Source organism: Geomonas anaerohicana, from assembly GCF_016458305.1.
Lineage (GTDB): Bacteria > Desulfobacterota > Desulfuromonadia > Geobacterales > Geobacteraceae > Geomonas > Geomonas anaerohicana.
Genome location: NZ_JAEMHL010000005.1, coordinates 252,551 through 271,265 on the forward strand (window position 1 = coordinate 252,551; position 18,715 = coordinate 271,265).

Sequence of the window (18,715 nt, forward strand, 5' to 3'; positions counted from 1 at the left end):
GCCTTTGACTTTCAATAGATAAGGAACCAAGACAATGACCGTAGATATCCACTCAGAAAAGGTGCTGATCCTCGACTTCGGCTCCCAGGTGACCCAGCTCATCGCGCGCCGGGTGAGGGAGCAGAGCGTGTACTGCGAAATCCACCCCTACAACATGGCGCTCGAGAAGATCAAGGCCTTCGCCCCTAAGGGGATCATCCTCTCCGGCGGCCCCTCCAGCGTCTATGACAAGGATGCCCCGCACTCCGACCTCGGCATCTACGACCTCGGCATCCCGGTCCTGGGCATCTGCTACGGTATGCAGCTCATGACCCAGCAGCTGGGCGGGCGCGTCGAGCGCTGCGACAAGCGCGAGTTCGGCCGCGCCACCCTGGTGCTCGACGGCGAGAGCGAGATCTTCGCCGGCTTCGAAGGGGGCGCCGAAGTCTGGATGTCCCACGGCGACCGCATCGAGCAGATGCCGGCCGGCTTCAAGCTGATGGCCCACACCACCGGCTGCCCGGTGGCCGCCATGAAGGACGAAAAGCGCAACTTCTACGGCGTGCAGTTCCACCCCGAAGTGGTGCACACCCCGCGCGGCGACGAGATGCTGGGCAACTTCCTGTTCAACGTCTGCGGCTCCAAGCCGACCTGGACCATGGCCAACTTCATCGAGACCGAGATCGAAGAGATCCGCAGGAAGGTCGGCACCGGCAAGGTGCTCTGCGCCCTCTCCGGCGGCGTCGACTCCTCCGTCGTTGCGGTGCTGATCCACAAGGCGATCGGCGACCAGCTCCAGTGCGTCTTCGTCAACAACGGCCTGCTCCGCAAAGGCGAGGCCGAGAAGGTGGTGAACCTCTTCACCAAGCACTTCAAGATCAACCTCGACTACGTCGACGCCACCGACCGCTTCCTCAACATGCTGGACGGCGTCTCCGACCCCGAGCAGAAGCGCAAGATCATCGGCAACGAGTTCATCTACCTCTTCGAGGAAGAGGCCAAGAAGCTGGGCCAGGTCGACTACCTGGCGCAGGGGACCCTCTACCCCGACGTGATCGAGTCCGTCTCCACCAAGGGCCCCTCCGCCGTCATCAAGAGCCACCACAACGTGGGCGGCCTCCCCGAGAAGATGAACCTGAAGCTCCTCGAGCCGGTGCGCGAACTCTTCAAGGACGAGGTGAGGCTCCTGGGCAAGGAACTGGGCATGCCCGACGAGGTGGTCTACCGCCAGCCCTTCCCGGGCCCGGGTCTCGCCATCCGCTGCATCGGCGAGCTCTCCGTCGAAAAGCTCGACATCCTGCGCGAGGCCGACGCCATCGTCATCGAGGAAATCCGCAAGGCTGGGTTATATCGCGACATCTGGCAGTCCTTTGCCGTGCTGCTGCCGGTTAAAACCGTCGGCGTCATGGGGGACGCCCGTACCTACGAGTGGACCGTCGCCCTGCGCGCGGTCAACTCCCTGGACGGCATGACCGCCGACTGGGTCAAGCTTCCCTACGAGCTGCTGGGGAGCATATCCTCGCGAATCATCAACGAAGTGAAGGGTGTCAACCGCGTGGTGTACGACATCAGCCAGAAGCCGCCGGCAACCATCGAGTGGGAGTAATTCCCGCGCTTCATTTTCAGCAGGTTCGTTTATTGCACAAAAACACCGCGGTGGCCGGCGCAAGCCGGTTGCCGCGGTTCTTTCGTATCTAGGGGGGCAAGGGGACTGGCTCCGCAGGTGCCTGTCCCCTTTGCTTGGCTACTGTCCCCTTCACTGGAGAGATAATGGATCCCATCCGCCTGCTCATCTTCGACCTGGACGGCACGCTGATCGACTCCCTGCCTGACCTGACCGACGCCACCAACCTGATCCGCGAGCGGCACGGCTTGCCGCAGATCGGGATCAGCGATGTGCGCAAGCTGGTGGGACAGGGGGCGCGCTCCCTGGTGGAGCGGGCGCTTCCCGGCGTGAGCGAGCCCGAGGTCGAGCAGGCGCTGGAGCAGTTTCTCGCCTACAACCTGGCCCACATAGCCGACAAGACTCGTCCCTATCCCGGCGTCCCCGAGACCCTGCAGGAGCTTGCGGGCCTGGAAATCCCGATGGTGGTCCTCTCCAACAAGAACGTCGCCCTGTGCCGTGAAGTGCTGGACAAGCTGGGGCTGGAGCGGCATTTCACCGACATCTTCGGCGCCGACTCCTTCCCGTACCGCAAGCCCTCCCCCGAGCCCGTGCTCGCCGTGCTGAAGGAATTCGGCGTTGCCGCCGGTGCCTGCGTCATGGTGGGCGACAGCGTCAACGACATCGCCGCCGGCGGCGGTGCGGGAGTCTGGACCGTCGGCTGCTGCTACGGCTACGGCGACCAGAGCGAACTCGATGCCGCAACGTATCGGGTTAGCGAATTTCCGGCGCTGCTGCAGCTCCCCTTTGTAAGAAAAATCGACGTGTGATGAAAAAAAGCTAAAGTTATTAAAAACGGTGTCGAAACGGTACTAAACCTAATCCTACCTGACCTACTGGGGGCGATATCAGATGAAAGTAGAAGACCTCAATTCCAACCCGGCCGTTTCCCATCTTGCCGTCGTGCGTAACGACAAGCCCGACACGGGCGAGGCGCAAGCGGAAGCAGCCAAGCAGCAGGCAGCCGCCGACAAGGTCGAGCTGTCCAGCTACATGCCCGTGGTTCCCACCTCCAAGCAGAGGCGCGATGACATCCGGGTGGACCGGGTCGAGGAACTGCGCACGCAGATCAAGAGCGGCAACTACGAGGTTTCCAGCAAAGACCTGGCGGAAAAGATGCTCAGCAAGCTCGTAGTGAAGTAGTTTCCAGCGGTCATGCGGGCCTATCCAGCCCAAGAGGCTGCCCCCCGACTCAGTCCACCGGTTCAGTCCACCGAAGCGGCAGGTGCGGCGGTGGAACCCAACAAAACCATTGACAAGATCCGTCTGATGGGGTAAAAGTTTTCTTCCACCAAGCGGGAATAACTCAGTGGTAGAGTGTCAGCTTCCCAAGCTGAAGGTCGCGGGTTCGAATCCCGTTTCCCGCTCCATAAAATCAATAGGTTAGCCGATCCTGGCTAACCTTTTTTGTTTTTTTGTAGCAATATTGTAGCAGATTGCAAGATATGAGGCCGGTAAAGCCCGATAGTATCGGGAACCACACAGTCATAAAATCACCCTCGACGACGAAATGCAAATAGCCTCATCGTTTGCTTTGAGGAGCGAGGCAACAAGCGAAGCGCGTTAGTGGTGCCATTACCTCTTACCTTGAATCCTCCGCTGCACAGACCCCATTCAACCTAACTGCCGATTTTGGTCCCTTTCCGAAGCAAATCCCGTCTATAAGACAATAACATGGGACCACGATCCAAGATGATATATAGGGGTATTGGGACTGGAGCGCCGGGAGATGGATATTATGGTGCTGCTAGTCAAACGAGATCAATTTTCAGCAGACAGACAGTAACCTCTTAATATTACACACTTACCCCTTCACAGTGGTATCCAATTGCACCAAGGCCACAATATGTAGATTTAGCGCACTACATATAGTATTTATGCTCAAAATATCGACCTCCATATTGGTCCGTACGGCCCTCTTTACTAGTTGGGCATGGGTAGCCTGCCCTTGAACTAGCCACGGCATTCTGGGGGTACGGCGGTCTAGCCATTTGCAGGTCTAAATGCTGGCGATGGGAGTATTCTGTGCGGACTTGGTGCAGGCGGGTCGTATGGAAGGGTTACCTTGTTTCCTTGCATGTGGCGACTAATCGTCTCAGAGCGGCCTGTTCACGGGCAGGTAACTTCGATATCGACTGGATCACCTTGTACCCGTTCCGCATGAGCACCGTAAGCTCGTTGTATAAGTTGAAGATTACCGGATATTGCAGTTTACCCTCATCGAGCGAGGCGTACACAAAGCGGTATACCTGGTTTCCACATGGACCACATATTACGGTCACAGCGGAATCCTTGGCCGGTATGAATCCACTACTTGCCAGAGAACCATATTTGATGCCATGAACCGTGTCACCCTGCCTCAGCGTATTGCCGCAGTATTCGCATCTCATCAGATCACTCCCCTTTCCACGAACGAGTAATATGTTGACCCGATTATGATGTGGTCCAAGACCTTGATACCAAGGAGATCACCGGCCTCCCTCAGTCGCCTTGTTACCTCCAAATCCTCACTGCTCGGTGTCGGGTCCCCGGTCGGATGATTATGCATGAGAATGATGGCTGCTGCGGAACTGAGCAAGGCGGTCTTAAAAGTTTCGCGAGGGTGGACGATTGACTGATTCAACGATCCTGTGCTGACGATATCCACACATACAATTCGGTTCTTACCGTCCAGATGCAACGCAATGAAATATTCCTTAGTCTCGTCTTGAAGGAAACCGAACGTGTCGAATATCTGGGTTGGTGACGTATACCTGATCTTTGGTGACAAATAGCTGTCAGCTCCTTCCTGAACTGTGAGCGTTTCGTAAACAGCTCGAATCTGACGGAATTTTATCTGCCGTGGTTTGGGTTCTGCGATCTCCATAGGTCCGAACAGGGTTTCAATCGTAGGCATGGTGGTTCCTCCTTGTAGGTTGGTTAAATCAGGTAATCGGTTAGTTTCAGGGCTATGGTCTTAGCGGAGAGTTGCCTCCAGGCTCCGAGTATTTCAGTTGCATCGTGTTCGGAATGCAGGAAGACGGTATTGACCGGGTCCGGTTCATTAGGCATGTAAGCGTCGAGCCCGATATATCCGAGGCCACGGTTTATGGTCAGCACGTAGAGGACGACACTCCTGGTGAAGACGGTGATGGTGTCACTGGTACCGGCATTGAGACGGTAACTCTTGCCCTGGTGCTCCAAAATCAAGCCCCTGGAATGCAAACCGGCCTCACTGGCTTCATTGAACGTCATTCTCCTGATAGTTGGTCTGATTGCGGTCATGGCAGTTTTCTCCTCTTGTGGTGTGGTGATTCGGATGCGTCCCTTGTGGCACTTGATGCAAGTGTCGTCGGGCTGGTAGTAGTCGGAATAGACGGAATGGCAGGTTCCGCATTTGAATAGTGCAATGGCGATTTCTCCTAAACTAAGGGATTAAGGGGTTAGCTTGTCTTTGACGGAGAGGAGCTGTTGTAGGGCTTATTTGGGGCTTGCAGGATGGTTTTTTGCTGCAAGATTAATGAGAGTTTGTTTGTTGCGGGTCCAAAGGACTGTGCTAGATGGGGTGGATGCTACAGGTAGGTTGTTTTGCTGGGGTGGCTATTCAGCGGAGCCTTCTGTTACATCGGTTTCACTGTTTTCACCTGGTCTCATGTTAAGTATTAGGTCTGCTGCGGCTTGCGCTCTAGCGGCGGCAACTACGAGCATCTTCTTGTCTCCCTTTGGTCCCTTAAGCACTGACAGCCACCCGTCTATGTACGAAGCACTCATGTCAATGGTCTCGCTGCTGATCCCAGCATGAGCACAGAGGAACGATGCAGTAAACTCAGCTACCAGCTCTTCAACCCCTCGTTCATGCGAATCGAACGTGTTCAGCTCAACAACCTCCTTTCTGGCAAGACGATGCTTAGCGCCAGTACTGTGACCCAGTTCATGGTAGAGGACGGCATAGAAGTCTTCGTTATGCTCAAAGGTGTGCTGGTACGGCATCTGTACGAGGTCATCCGCAGGGCGAAAGAACGCTCTGTTGCCACCGTACCTGATGATCGGTGCTCTCTTGTACCCTTGGACGATTTGCTCTGCTTTCTCGATAGGAGTGAACTCGTTAATCGTCTCCTCGGGGTCAGGGGGTAAGGTCAGGCCCTCGCACTGCTCGATGGAGAACACGTTATAAAACTTCAACATGGGTATCTTGCCGTGCTTCGTGTTAGCTTCTTCGATCTGGTCAGTAGAAGCCTTCTTGTCGAGCATCTTCCAGAAGACCACCATTGTTGACTTCTCACCACGCTTCACATGCCCCCCGAGGGACGCGGCTTGGCGATATGTGAGCCAGTAGGGCGACGAGTACGGCATTGCCCCCAAAATGAATGGATTTATCCCGCGATACTCCTTCTTACTGACGAGATTACGTGGCATTCCACTGCCTGCCGACCAACTCCGCTTCCAGGGGCAGGTTCCAGCTTCGAGTAGTGCTACGATACGGTCTGTAACGGTCTGATAGATGTCCATTTGCTTCCTCCTTGAGTTGAAACGACAAAAGGCACCCTCCGCTGTGGAAAGCGCCTTTCGTGTTGTGGTTTCAGAGAGTGTGATGGTCGTTGGTCTGGTGTTCGGTTACGAGGTGTCGAACATGGTTCTGCTCCTTTCTCTGTTGGAGGTGGATTGGTGATTGGCGGTGAGACACCTGAGACATCTGAGACATCGAAAGAAACAAGAGGGTTGAGTTAAGCTGTCTGAGGCGGTTAGTACTTGTTGCCCCTGGCATTGCAGTTTATTGGAGGGCTATTTGAAATGCGTGTCACACGTGTCACAGAGGTCACAGGCATAGGACGACATTCCCGTTGGCAGGGTCGGCACTGATCCCTTGACGCAAAAAAACGCAGCTCCGTAATGGAAACTGCGCCCTATGCTTGTGTGTATGGCGAATATTGACCCCGGGGTTCCGGCTTTCACTTCTGGGTCCCATATTTCCTTTTCTACCCAGTCCGGACTCCTGTATATATAAAAAATGAAATAGAAACGAGTCAGGGATAATAATATTAGAATATCATGCGGTTCCCGGTGCAACTATCGTTTCGGAAAACCCTCCTTGTCTCATAATCTCTGGCAGTACGCTTTGGCTTAACTGAACTTTGATCATGTACGCCGCCGGTTTCCTGCTCTTGAGTATCAGCTTGTACACGCCAGCCTCGGATATATACAGAGTTGAATTCTTATGGGGGCTTAGACGAAATATATCGTTTTGATCGATGCCGAAGTACCCTATCCTGACGTTGTTGCCCTTAACTGCCACGCTGGTATTCCTGAGACCCAATATGGTGCAAACGTCTTGGGCCTTAAACCACGTCTTTCCTGCACTCTGAAAACTGGTCAACTTGCTGTAATTACATCCTAAGATATCCACTAGTAATGATTTCATTTTAAATCCCCTCCACTGTTAAATTTTGAATGAATGCTTCTACTTCTGATTTCTTGAACCGTACCATCCTGCCGATCCGTACAGGCAAAGGCGCTTTTTGTTTCTGAATCCAGATGTCGAGTGTCTTGACTGAAATGTTGAGTAGTTCAGCCACCTGCTTCTTGTCGAGTAGGGTTTCCATGCGGAACCTCCGCTGATTTGATTGCACAATTCCGTGTGCATGTATGTTAATAACGGAATGTTGTTCGGCATCGGATGGAATATGGTAGAAGGGGTTGCTATTTGGCGGTGTCGATACGGAGGAGGTTACACCTGGTGACTCTCTACAACTTGCTACTACATGGGGGAACTTGCTAAAATTATAGGACTGGGATCTTATGAGAGTCCCTGGCGGGTTGCCGTGTTGCTTTAACTCTCTACCTGACTTACGAGCGTGTAACGCTCTGTTCTAACGATGTCTATGGAGAGTGGTAGCGAGTGGTAGCCTTTACGAGGCTGGCCTGATGCTGAGCGATGTAATCACGCTCAGCCTGACATACCGTTTTCGTGTGACTTGAGCTGATGGCCCGGGTGGCGCAATGTCGGGCTGAATGAATTCCTTTTTCGGCTTTGCAATAGACTTTTCTCATAAAAACCTGTATATCCTTCCACGTACAGACTAGAAAACGAATACATCTTGCGTCAAATATCATTCGTTCTTCGGCTGATTAGTCGCCTACGACGGAGCCTACCGATCTGAAAGAGGTTTAACATGTTCGATATTTTCACTGAAGAGCTTGAGGTCCTAATTAAAGATGGAGTCTCCAATCTCTATTGGTATCGTGCTGATCTCCATAAGGCCTGGCTTCGCTCAGGTGTACCAGCAAAGATGGCAGATAAGGTTTACAAAGCAGTCGATGGGGAGGGTAAAAAACTTACCAAAAGGCAGCAAATGGACCTGCTGTACGGGGAATTGCGAATAGGAGACTACAACCGTAGACTGGAAGTTTCGCGCAATTTTGTTCGGTTACTTGTAGAGCAGAGGATATTCACACCTCAGGATGAAAAGCATAGGATTGATCGAGCTGAGCATTGTGCTCTGAAGCTACGTGAGGTTATACGTGAACAACAAGAGCAACGAGAGTACCGAGAATCAATTAAAAGAAGAGCCAAGGAAGCCTCTAAAGAGACATATGAAGATCAATTACTACGTCTTCGCGAAGATTTTATGAAATATACGGAGTTGGCCCCACAAGAGAGAGGTTACTCACTTGAAAGGTTGTTTCCTCGGCTGATGAGTATCAGTGGAATACCAGTACAGGAACCTTTTAAGATAGTAGGTGAGCAAATAGATGGTGGCATTAAGTATGACGGCCATTATTATCTGATAGAACTAAAGTGGACAGAAAACAAAGTTGGACCGAAGGACATTGGCAGTTTCTACTACAAGGTAGACGGGAAGCTCGATTCACGTGGAATTATTATCTCCATGGGCGGATATACCGATGGGGTGGTCGAAGGACTACCACATGGTAAAGAGATTAAAGTGCTACTGCTAGATGGAGTGCATATTTCCAATGTTATTTTTGGGTTGTATACCATTCAGGAATTATTGGAGCATTGTATTAGTCACGCGGCATATAAGGCAGAATTATATTGCCCACATTCAATAAAGAAATAATTCGACACTTAAACCTATAAAAAACCGTCATTCCAGCTATTTATCCAGTGGTGTTTAGGCTGGCGTTATCTTGTTGGTGGAGTTAAACGAAATTGGAATTCTTGATTTATCTTAAAAAGTACGCAGAAGTTGCTTCAGCGGGAGCTGCTTGGCTGGCGCTTTTGTTGTCAGTATTTAGCATCCTTGCTGCCTGGAAGGCGCTGAGGATAAGCGAGCGACAGGAGGAACGGCGGAAACCACTATTAGTGCCCTACCTTCAAGATGGTTATATCCGGCGAGAGGGTGAGTCTATATTTTACGCATTTTTGCTATCAGTTAGCAATCCTACTGATTCAGACAATGCGGTTGCTGTAGCAGATTTACACATTACATATATAACCAAAGGCAATGTCCTTATGACAATCAAAGTGCCTTGGTATAACAAAGGTGCAAAAGGCTTTCACGATGAGAACATTTCCATTTCCTTTACCATCCCTCAAAGACTGGATGCGCATCAAACAGTTACCGGTTGGTTGTTTTTTCAAGTGGAAAAACTCCTTATTAGAGGTTACACGATTGAAGAGTACAGGATTGTTTTAACCGACAGCCACGGGATGAGGGCTCAATTGGAACCAATCCTAATTCGGGAGTATGGTGATGAGACTGAAGCCGCGCTATGACTTTTTCCCACTCTTTAACTCGCGTGAGGCGTGCCCACTTCGAATCGTTGCCGATGCTGCAATAGCAACTGTTACCGTAGGTGAGGGTCGTCTTGTCCCCCTCGTCATACTTGATACTACGGAGCGGTCCGATGTTGAAGAATTGATTCGCGTCCATCAATACCTAGCTCCAGGCGATGTTGCTTGCCAATGGGGATCATTGGATAAATTCAAAGACAAGGTTGCGCTACTCCTCACCTTTAAAAAGCCGGCTGAGCTCGTCATCATCGTTGAATTTGACATTCCAAAACAGGGAATCCTTGTTGACCAAGCTGTTAGTGCAAAAGGCATCTATTTGCAGGCTGGCCGAGAAGGCGACAGGTTCATAAATAACCCTGATGCGCCGAAGATTCTTCTTGAAATTCCTGATACAGGATTCAGGGGCATTTGGAATGAGATTTTCTATAAGTGTATGGTGACAAAGATGCGGGATCGTGGCCTCGGTCGAAGACAAGCAAAAGTAGCTGCAAGTGATGTAATTGAAAAAATGAGAGAATTTGGAAAGTTTCGAATGGGGCATTCGGACAGATAGAGGAGTGTAGCTGGCCTGCATACTCTCTACACCTCGCTACCACATGCCAAAACCGCTGATATGATAGAGCTTTGTTCTAGGAGAGTCGCTAGAGAGTCGGCGTGTTGGCTTGACACGCTACCAGACTCGCTCCCATGTAACAACTTAGTTTAAAAGGATTTAGGAGAGTAGTAGAAAGTGGTAGGGTTTTTAAGAGGGAACCCATTGTACGTCGGTGTCTGATGTCATAGGCGGGAATCTATGAACATAAGGCTCTGAAATCCGATTAGAAGAAGGTGTTATCCGTAGGCGAAGATTTTTGAACCTGGGCTCAAGATTTGGTTTGATGCAATATGGATAAATATTTGCCCCACTCTAGTCAGGGGGATGGGCGTTAGAGGAAAATATGAATCTTGTAAAATCCTACAAAGAAATTGTGCATGAGCAAATCAAAAATGGTGCAGCAAATGCGGGTAAGAAATATAAAAATGCTATAAGGCCTATATACGGTAGCGAGGAGAATGGAAAGCCCGTACACATTGGCACATGTGTGTTAGTGGAAATAGGGGGTAAGCGGTATCTCATAACAGCAGCTCATGTTGTCGATGAGTCTCGGCTCACGTCTTTGTATATAGGAGGGACAGTAGGGTCAAAGCTGCTCTTGATTGAGGGCGAGTTCATGTGTACGACTAAGCCCAAGGGTGACCGTGACTTAGATCATTATGACTTTGCTTGGCTAGAGCTATCACAACAGCAACTTAAACAACTGGAGGGTGTGAGCTTCGTAGCTGAGGTTGATATCGCCAGTCAACGAACTGACTCTGAAAAACGTGCGTATGTAGTGATGGGGTATCCCAACACTAAAAATAAAGAAGTAGATTTTACCAATATGTCCATCACTCCAAGATTCGCAAGGTACACGGCAACAGGCAAGAAAAAGCCAAAAATGTACAACAAACTGAAAATTTCTGGAGAGAGTCATATTGTTGTTGAACATAAAAAACGGTCAGTTGATTCTGACGGTAATATTACAGCCTCTATCCATCCGCGTGGAATGAGCGGTGGAGCCTTTATTGATCTTGGCGGTTTGGTCTCACTTGAAGAGCTTGCAAAACAAGATGTTAATCCTGGATTGCTCGCCGGTATTTTTATTGAGAAGCATCGGGAATTTAATGCAATGTTGTCAGTGAGAATTGAAATTATAATAGACACTATAAAAGCTAACACTTAAGTAATTGCATACCAGTTGCGCTTCTTTAGCTACTACATGGCGTTTACCTTATCGTAGAAACTATCTGACCTTGCGCGGTGCCGGTGTCTGGAGAATATGTGGAAATGGAGCCTTGATGAAAGTATTTCTTGATACAAATATTTTTTATAACGACTGGTTTATGAAAAATGCAAATTTTAGGTACCTCTTCCATTTTTTGAATAATGAAGGGCATTCCTTATTGATATCTAAGCTAGTAATTGAAGAAGCCGAAAACATTAGGAATAGAGAGCTGTCGGAATCTTTGTTAGACATAAAAAAATCCATTAACAGGATAAACAAACTTAATTATAATGACGTGTATTTTGCTCAAGAAAGCCTAGGTGTCGAAAAGTTTGAACTTTTACCCATGATTAGAAGTAGAACTGAGAATATAGAAGAGATCGAATATGAGGGTATCCCGCATTCAGTCGTGGTTGGGAGAGCCCTGATAAACAAAAAACCATTTATTGAGGGGGAGAAAGGGTATAGGGATACGCTTATATGGCTTTCATTTATGGACTATCTGGCCAAAAATGACATTGAAGAGGATGTCGTTTTCATCACCCAAAATAAGTCCGACTTCTTCAAGGTCAAAGATAAAGTCCTGCATTTCCATCAAGACCTTTGTAGTGACATAGAGCATAAAACTCTCAAAGCTAAGATAACTCCATATGCCTCACTTTTTGATTTTGTTAATAGTGCTATTGATAAGGACGTTCATGCTATTGACCATTATGCATCTGAGAAGTTATTTGAACAATTTATATTTGAAGAAAGCTCAAAGTTTATTACCGAAATGTCAAATGTTGATCTCAGTAAACATTTTGGATACACAATATTCGAAACTAATGTAAAAACCATTCTGTCAACTAGGGTTGAAATATACGAAGGTCTTGAAGATATTGACATACTGCAGACACAAAGACTTGAAGGGGACGATGTTTATGTCAGTTATAGCTACAACCTACGCGGGGTAACTGTCGAAATAGACATACCAGAAATTGATTACTTCATGAATAAAATTGAAATTCTTAAAGTAGCAGACGATGTTGATGTTATTTCTGAAGTTGTAACGTTACATTTTTTTATGCGGCCTTATTTTGATGTTAGCTTCATATATAACGCAAGGCTTGACACTCTTAAGAACTTCGAGGTGGCAAGGATTTGGTTGCGCTGACAATTCTGTGATTTATGGGAAAGCATTTAGACGTTGTTGTTTGCCATATTATATACTCTCTACAACTCACTACTAAGCCAAACCCAATATGTTTACAATATGGTGGCAGACGCGCCATTAGCGAGTGGCTGTCTACCGGACTCCTTACAAGTTAAGGGCCTAAAGTTGTGCAGTATTTGGCGAAGGGTTGAAGGCGTTGTGGGGTAATTTTTAGTGCAGAGTGCCGGGTCGGCGGGGATTTGTTGATTCGATCACACCTTGCAGCCATGATCGCTGAAGAATGTGAAAATCTCCCGTTTGGGCCATTTCAAGCATAGGATGCAGTCTTTCATGCAACCTTTTATGTCAGCCGAGAAGCTGATCTATTCCTCGCTATCAGATATTAGGGAGCCCAATATTTTTGGAAATTAGCTCCGTCAGATTTGGGTCTTGTGGTCGGTTTTTCAATCTGAATTGTCAAGGGGATCGGAAAATCTACTCCAATAATTGCCGCTTCGCCGGGCTTGAGGTTCGGAAGAAATGCAGAAGCGGAACGATCAATTTCACCGCAAGCACGCTCGACGACTTCACGATCGCGGTCATTGGTAAGTCTATGAACAATAAGGGTTCCCATCTGACTGAGGACACCTTCCGTTATGTCGCGCGGCCGCTGCGTCGCTAGGCATATATTGATACCGTATTTTCGGCCTTCTTTGGCAATGAGTTCAAAGGCATCGAGCCTTTCACTGTAATCCTCACTCCCAATATGGCGACCTAAAAAATTGTGAGCCTCATCAACGATCAGCACGAGCGGAGTCCCCTTAAAGAATCTCTCTCGTGCTTTATTAAGCAAATAACGGCCTATAACATTAGCTATTATCTCACGAGCGTGAAATTCGTATGCAATTCCGCTCACATCTATTCGAATTAAATTTTCACTGCCCGCTATAAACTCGTCTATTTTGGTGGTCAATTTAGGCTCAGCATCAGCTTGGAAAACGCAACTGAAGGCAGACGACGTTATGATTCCATTGATTCGTGTTAACAATGAAGCACAGTAACCTATTTCCGCTTCGTTTGCTCCTTTCCACTTAGGATCGCCATAGTCTTGGACACATTCATTTACAATTTGCTCTGGTAGTTTACTGATGACAATTGGCTCTCTTGTGTCGTTTATTTGAGAAGCGTGTTTTGTCATTGCATCATAGAAAGGTCTTTTATCTTTAAAAGCCTTAACAATGACACCGTTGACCGCTAATCCAGGTTCTAACCTTGCTAACCTGAGGCTTTGAATTGCTGCTCGTAGCTTTGGGCCTTGAACCTTTCCAGAAGGTTCAAAAAGTGCAACAAAATCTGATTCAGTGAAACAGGTTGAGGGTAATGAACATGATTGAGAGTTGGCTGCTTTTTCTACGGGGTCACCGAGATGGCAATGTACTATATTGGTATCAGCAAAACCGCGGTATTCACCAGTGGCATCAAGAAGAATCATTTTTGAATTAAATTTAAGGCATTCCTCAATTATCCGTGAAGTTGTCCAACTTTTCCCGCCACCAGTAGAACCAAGTATGGCACAATGACGCCCAAAAAGCTTCTCAGGCTTGATGAATACTTTGCTCTCCTGAGCAACGTCGACCGAGCCAAGGGCGAGCAGCACAGGGCTTCTCTCTTCACCGTTTTGTTCCATCAACAATGGGAGATCTGCTATAAATTTATGAGGTGCAGCGTAAACTCGGTCTCCTAAGCGAGGGTAGGATTCAACACCAGCCGTCACTTTAAGGTCATCCATCGCAACAGAACCGAGCAACTGAATCTGTCCTATAGCATCCAACACAGGCAAACTGGAGTGATCCTGATTGATTGTACGTCTTTCGTGTTCTGGCAGCCGAACTTCAACTATCCGGCCCAGAAGTAGGGTCTGCTGGCCTTCGATTAAAACAAACTCGCCTACCTCACCTTTACCATATCGTCCACCAGAGAAGTGCGAGCCACTTGGATTCCCTGCTTCAGTAAGATTGACCCTCACAGCATATGCGTTTATAGATGACAGTATTCCAATAAACAATTCATGGCGTAACAATCCATGAGGAAAGCTATTATCTCTGGTCTCAGCAACAAAATTCATCTTCCACCCGTAATATTCTTGATGTCTTTCATGAGTTTATCAGCTGGAGATAATGATTTGAGATCTGGTACCAATTTCGTGAAATCCGAGAAGGAAGCATTGATGAACCAAATGTCTTCACCCTCTCGCGACAAATCTGCTAATTCTTTCCAATATCGACTTGGACCACTTTTGCCATTGATGAAATCTTCTGCGGCATAGTCTGCAATTATTAGGCGAAGGTGTGGGTTTGATCTGACAGCAGACAAAATTGGCTCAGCTAGATGGTCATCATTAAAACCGAAACCGGTGACTATTAGGCAGGTGTTAGGTTCTCGTAAAGCAGCAAAGTATTGCGATACCATTTCCAAATTTGGCTGTAGAAAACTCTGCTGGTATTTACCTTTTGCAGGATAGGTCAGGCAGGCCTCGCTTGGTTCTGGGTTTTGTTTTTCTACGACGCGTCCTTCTGGGGTATGTGCCCAGTTTACGGACCCATGCAGCTTGTAAAGAAGAAAAACCCCTTCGAGATAGCTACCTTGATCCTCACTTGATCTCGGCCTTCGGACTATATCATAGCAAAAAAAGCGCGGATCAAAGAAGCGTGGCTGGGTAAAGGAAAACCCGTCTATAACTACGAGCCCTATTTCACCGGCAGCCCTCTCAAAGCACAAATCATAATTGGTGCTGAAAATCTTTAAGCGTGAGTCTCGGACTCTGCGCCTGGAGAGACGGTGCAAAAAAGTTTTGTGACCATCTAATTCTTTATTTTCTAAGAAAGAAGAGCATTTCTCTAATATTTCTTTTTTGGAATGTTCAACAAGGCCTTTTACGGCTAAGTCATCTTCAATTTGCAAGTAGGCATCGCAGCGAGAAAGAAAATCTTCAATATTGGGAGCGGGAGTGGCCAGATCGTATTTGATAGTTCCAGCTACTTGGACTGCAATTTCACTCGGAGGAGTCCCAATAGCAGCCTTCCACAAATCAAGCATAGTTGGGCCACCAGCTGATCGAGATGTCCCACAACCCGTTAAGATAATGAGGTTTTGCATCTGCAAAGAGGTCAGTAACGAATCCTTTAATGCCTCAAATGATGCTTTTACATTTTTATTCTCCAGTTCCTGGTTTTCAGCTTTGGCATCAACAAATAGATTTCGCCATTCCGCTGAGGACGGTGCTTTATATTTTAGCTGTCCTGCTGAAGTGGTAACTCTTGCCGCGGGTGTAGTCCTCGCCATACGTTCTCCCCAATACCTGGTAACTTATTTTCCCGGCAAGAAACAAATACTTGAACGTCTTTCGGATTAATAGTACTGCCGTATATATTCATAGGCCTTTTCAAATAGCTCCTCATCCTGGTGAAGGCGATATTTAAAGAGCGACTTCCGCAGGGCCTTCTTGACTTCTCGTTCCCCAGCCAGAGTATGCTGCCAACCAGGGAAACTCACTAGCCGCACAATTTCATCAATATCCGCAACGATTCGCTCAACAATTATCGGTGTTGATTCGCTCTTCACTTCTTGAAACAACTCGGTTAGTGCAGCCTTGCCACGATCCTCGTCTTCTTCAGGTGGGGTATCCTTTTCTGTTTTGAGCAGGTCTTCGGCTATTTGTAACAGCTGTTTCAGAAAATCAATGCTGGTAATGAGCCCTTGTTCTTGGCGGTTCTTCAAATCTTCCAGTCGTTCCGAAAGCAGCTTGAATTTGGGATTACCGATATGTTTACGTAGGCGGCGAGCAATCTTTATCTCTATCTCTTTAGTCTTTTTCGGGTCGGGGTTACTCAGCACAGCTTCCAGTAAATCAGCATCAAGAATCAGGGTTTCGAGGTCGTCCCGTAACGTCTCCACGTGCACATTCTGGTGGATGAGTTCGATTGTCTTGGCCCCAAGGGAGTGCCAAATTAGCTTGCCATGCCCGCTAGACGGCTGAACTGACTGGTACACCTGGGATAACCAACGGTAGTCGGTTTCATACTGGTTAAGGATCGGGTCTGGAGAAATTGCCTCCCACAGCTTGTTGAGGACACTGAAATCAGCAGCGAAATTATCCCGCACGGTGTTGTTCGGTAGACATTCTTGGGCTGCGATCAGTCCTTCGTACCCCTGAACGGTTCGATCTATGCCTGGAAAGAAGACGAGGCACTTCTGCATTGCTTCAGGGAGTTGGCTCTGTAGCTCCTGAATATTGGAAACCACCTTGAGGATATTCTTGTCATCGAACTCTAGCGCCTTTGCAACGTCATCGAATACGCCCAGATAATCCACGATCAGTCCGTGGGTCTTAGTGTCGCAGAAGGTTCGATTTACCCGACAAATAGCCTGAAGCAGGGTGTGGTCCCGCATAGGCTTATCGAGGTACATTGCTTGAAGGATCGGGGCGTCAAAGCCCGTCAAGAGCTTCGCTGTAACGATTATCAGCTTTAGCGGGTCGTTTGGGTCACGGAACCTGTCCAACAGCCGGGTTTCTTCGTCACGTGTACGGCTGTAGGGCTTGTATTGCGGTTCATTCCCGTTGACGGTCATGACAATCTCGCTTGCCTCCGGAGACAAGAGCTTATCGATTTCGTTTTTGTAGAGTAGGCAACACTCCCGGTCAAAAGCAACAATCTGGCCCTTGAACCCATTCGGTTCTATTTTACTCTGGAAATGCTGAATAATGTCGGCACAGATCCTCTGAACTCGCTCCGGTGTCTTTACCAGGACGGCCATTTTTGATGCTGCCTTGCTCAGATTGTCTTTATCTAGGTCGGACAGTTCTCCGGTTAGCTCGGCATAGGCTTGGTCTATCGCTTCCTTGTCGATGTGCAGTTCAACAAGGCGTGGTTCAAAGTGCAGGGGTAGCGTAGCGCCATCGCGTATCGATTCTTCAAACCCGTATCGGCTCAAATAGCCACCGGTATCTTCCTCGGCACCGAAGGCGTAGAAGGTATTGCGGTCACTGCGGTTGATCGGCGTCCCGGTAAGGCCAAAGAGGAAGGCATTGGGGAGAGCCTGTCTCATTTTGCGGCCAAGATCCCCTTCTTGGGTACGATGGGCTTCATCCACTAGGACAATGATGTTGGACCGGTCATTTATGACCCCATCAGCCTCGGCAAACCTGAAGATGGTGGTAATGATAATCTTTCGGACATCCTGAGCTAACACGTTCTTCAACTTTTCGCGGGTTCCAGCCTTTTCCAGGTTCGGAATATCTGCCGCCGTAAAGGTGCCTGTAATCTGCGCGTCGAGATCGATGCGGTCTACCACGATCAGCACTGTCGGATTTTTAAGTTTCGGGTGCATTCGCAGTTTCTGAGCGGCAAACACCATCAACAAGGACTTTCCTGAGCCCTGGAAGTGCCATATGAGTCCCTTCCGTGGATACCCTGACAATACGCGCTCAACAACCAAGTTGGTGGCTTCGTACTGCTGGTAACGACAGATGACTTTGCTTCGATGTTGTTTCTTATGGGTAGCGAATAGCGTGAAGTTAGCGAGGATATCAAGTATGATATGTGGACGCAGCATGCTTTCAACAGCAGCCTTAAGGGAATGAAGCGGGTGGTGCTGGTGATCGTCATTCCCGTTATCCAAGTTCCATGGCCCCCAGTCTTTTACCGGCAGTCCAATTGAACCGTAGTGGTATTCCTTACCCTCTGTCGCCACCGAGAAAACGTTACAGACAAACAGCTCCGGTACAAACTTCTCGTAATCCTCATGCACCTGAAGAGCACCGTCAACCCAGCTTGTGGCCTTGCGTACCGGCGTTTTTGCCTCGATCAGCACCAACGGCAACCCATTCACCAACAGGATCAAGTCAGCACGTTTTTCAACCGCACCGGCACGAAAGGTGTACTGCTGGGTCAGTATGAACTGGTTGCGGTCCAGGTTTTCAAAGTCGATAAGTCGTACCGGAACATGCTCGTTGTTCGGACCGAACGGCATGGAACGTTCACCACGCAACCAAGCAGTCATCTCCTCATTGGCGCGAATTAGCCCGTCAGAACGAACCGAGAGCACAATGGCCCGCAGCTTATAGATCACCTCGTCAGCAAGGCAGGGTTGCTCTTTGATTTCAGGATTGAGATGAATGAGGGAGTCGCGTAAATAGGATTCAACGAAGACTTCATGGCTCTGGCGAGGAAGCTTGCTTGGCGAAACATACCGCCAGCCGATACCCTTTGCTGCCCGCCCAACAACGTATGCAGGTGTCGGTTCGTTAACCACTCCTGGCGTGGCCTCTTTGATTGGGCCAGTGAGTAGATCACGTAGGTAGGCTTCTACAGTGTTGGACTCTGTGAACGAAGTCATTT

Annotated in this window: 15 protein-coding genes, 1 tRNA gene and 1 pseudogene; 9 read left to right on the plus strand and 8 right to left on the minus strand. The window is 48.7% G+C overall.

What is annotated here, in order from left to right; genetic code table 11:
- The first annotated feature begins 34 nt into the window (after window positions 1-34).
- The 4 genes from guaA (at window position 35) to JFN91_RS12150 (ending at window position 3,012) form a co-directional block, all read left to right on the plus strand.
- Window positions 35-1,585, plus strand: coding sequence for a glutamine-hydrolyzing GMP synthase (gene guaA, locus JFN91_RS12135; RefSeq protein ID WP_199389445.1), 1,551 nt, complete (start codon window positions 35-37; stop codon window positions 1,583-1,585).
- A gap of 164 nt (window positions 1,586-1,749) precedes the next feature.
- A complete protein-coding gene (locus tag JFN91_RS12140; protein ID WP_199389446.1) occupies window positions 1,750-2,412 on the plus strand; it encodes an HAD family hydrolase in 663 nt (220 codons plus the stop codon).
- A gap of 82 nt (window positions 2,413-2,494) precedes the next feature.
- Window positions 2,495-2,785 carry a flagellar biosynthesis anti-sigma factor FlgM gene (gene flgM / locus JFN91_RS12145; protein ID WP_199389447.1) on the plus strand — a complete coding sequence of 97 codons (291 nt, stop codon included), beginning with the start codon at window positions 2,495-2,497 and terminating at the stop codon, window positions 2,783-2,785.
- Window positions 2,786-2,937: 152 nt separating this feature from the next.
- Window positions 2,938-3,012: transfer RNA gene (locus JFN91_RS12150), tRNA-Gly, on the plus strand.
- A gap of 1,019 nt (window positions 3,013-4,031) precedes the next feature.
- Here the strand turns inward: JFN91_RS12150 and JFN91_RS12155 are convergent.
- The 5 genes and pseudogenes from JFN91_RS12155 to JFN91_RS12175 all read right to left on the minus strand — a co-directional run.
- Window positions 4,032-4,397, minus strand: a pseudogene (locus JFN91_RS12155) (JAB domain-containing protein); the annotation flags it as partial.
- Window positions 4,398-4,561: 164 nt separating this feature from the next.
- Window positions 4,562-4,906 (minus strand): hypothetical protein, encoded by a 345-nt coding sequence (locus tag JFN91_RS12160; protein WP_199389449.1) that lies wholly within the window; start codon window positions 4,904-4,906, stop codon window positions 4,562-4,564.
- A gap of 315 nt (window positions 4,907-5,221) precedes the next feature.
- Complete coding sequence (locus tag JFN91_RS12165) at window positions 5,222-6,130, minus strand: ArdC family protein (protein ID WP_199389450.1); 909 nt, start codon at window positions 6,128-6,130, stop codon at window positions 5,222-5,224.
- A 538-nt stretch (window positions 6,131-6,668) separates the two neighbouring features.
- Window positions 6,669-7,040 (minus strand): BRO-N domain-containing protein, encoded by a 372-nt coding sequence (locus JFN91_RS12170; RefSeq protein ID WP_199389451.1) that lies wholly within the window; start codon window positions 7,038-7,040, stop codon window positions 6,669-6,671.
- Window position 7,041: 1 nt separating this feature from the next.
- The gene (locus JFN91_RS12175) at window positions 7,042-7,221 is read right to left on the minus strand and encodes a helix-turn-helix transcriptional regulator (protein ID WP_199389452.1); all 180 of its coding nucleotides are present in this window, start codon (window positions 7,219-7,221) and stop codon (window positions 7,042-7,044) included.
- A 570-nt stretch (window positions 7,222-7,791) separates the two neighbouring features.
- Here JFN91_RS12175 and JFN91_RS12180 point away from each other — a divergent pair.
- The 5 genes from JFN91_RS12180 (at window position 7,792) to JFN91_RS12200 (ending at window position 12,338) form a co-directional block, all read left to right on the plus strand.
- A complete protein-coding gene (locus tag JFN91_RS12180) occupies window positions 7,792-8,700 on the plus strand; it encodes a restriction endonuclease (RefSeq protein WP_199389453.1) in 909 nt (302 codons plus the stop codon).
- 92 nt (window positions 8,701-8,792) lie between these two features.
- On the plus strand, window positions 8,793-9,359 hold the full coding sequence (locus JFN91_RS12185; protein ID WP_199389454.1) for a hypothetical protein: 567 nt from the start codon (window positions 8,793-8,795) through the stop codon (window positions 9,357-9,359).
- The gene (locus JFN91_RS12190) at window positions 9,337-9,930 is read left to right on the plus strand and encodes a hypothetical protein (protein ID WP_199389455.1); all 594 of its coding nucleotides are present in this window, start codon (window positions 9,337-9,339) and stop codon (window positions 9,928-9,930) included. Before JFN91_RS12185 ends, JFN91_RS12190 begins: the two co-directional genes overlap by 23 nt.
- A 385-nt stretch (window positions 9,931-10,315) precedes the next feature.
- Complete coding sequence (locus JFN91_RS12195; RefSeq protein ID WP_199389456.1) at window positions 10,316-11,140, plus strand: trypsin-like peptidase domain-containing protein; 825 nt, start codon at window positions 10,316-10,318, stop codon at window positions 11,138-11,140.
- A gap of 115 nt (window positions 11,141-11,255) precedes the next feature.
- Window positions 11,256-12,338, plus strand: coding sequence for a PIN domain-containing protein (locus tag JFN91_RS12200; protein WP_199389457.1), 1,083 nt, complete (start codon window positions 11,256-11,258; stop codon window positions 12,336-12,338).
- 382 nt (window positions 12,339-12,720) lie between these two features.
- On the opposite strand, the gene JFN91_RS12205 is transcribed toward JFN91_RS12200, so the two are convergent.
- From JFN91_RS12205 to JFN91_RS12215, 3 genes are all read right to left on the minus strand, one after another.
- Window positions 12,721-14,442 carry an ATP-binding protein gene (locus JFN91_RS12205; protein WP_199389458.1) on the minus strand — a complete coding sequence of 574 codons (1,722 nt, stop codon included), beginning with the start codon at window positions 14,440-14,442 and terminating at the stop codon, window positions 12,721-12,723.
- On the minus strand, window positions 14,439-15,659 hold the full coding sequence (locus tag JFN91_RS12210; protein WP_199389459.1) for an SIR2 family protein: 1,221 nt from the start codon (window positions 15,657-15,659) through the stop codon (window positions 14,439-14,441). Before JFN91_RS12210 ends, JFN91_RS12205 begins: the two co-directional genes overlap by 4 nt.
- 66 nt (window positions 15,660-15,725) lie before the next feature.
- Complete coding sequence (locus JFN91_RS12215; protein WP_199389460.1) at window positions 15,726-18,713, minus strand: type I restriction endonuclease subunit R; 2,988 nt, start codon at window positions 18,711-18,713, stop codon at window positions 15,726-15,728.
- Window positions 18,714-18,715: the final 2 nt, after the last annotated feature.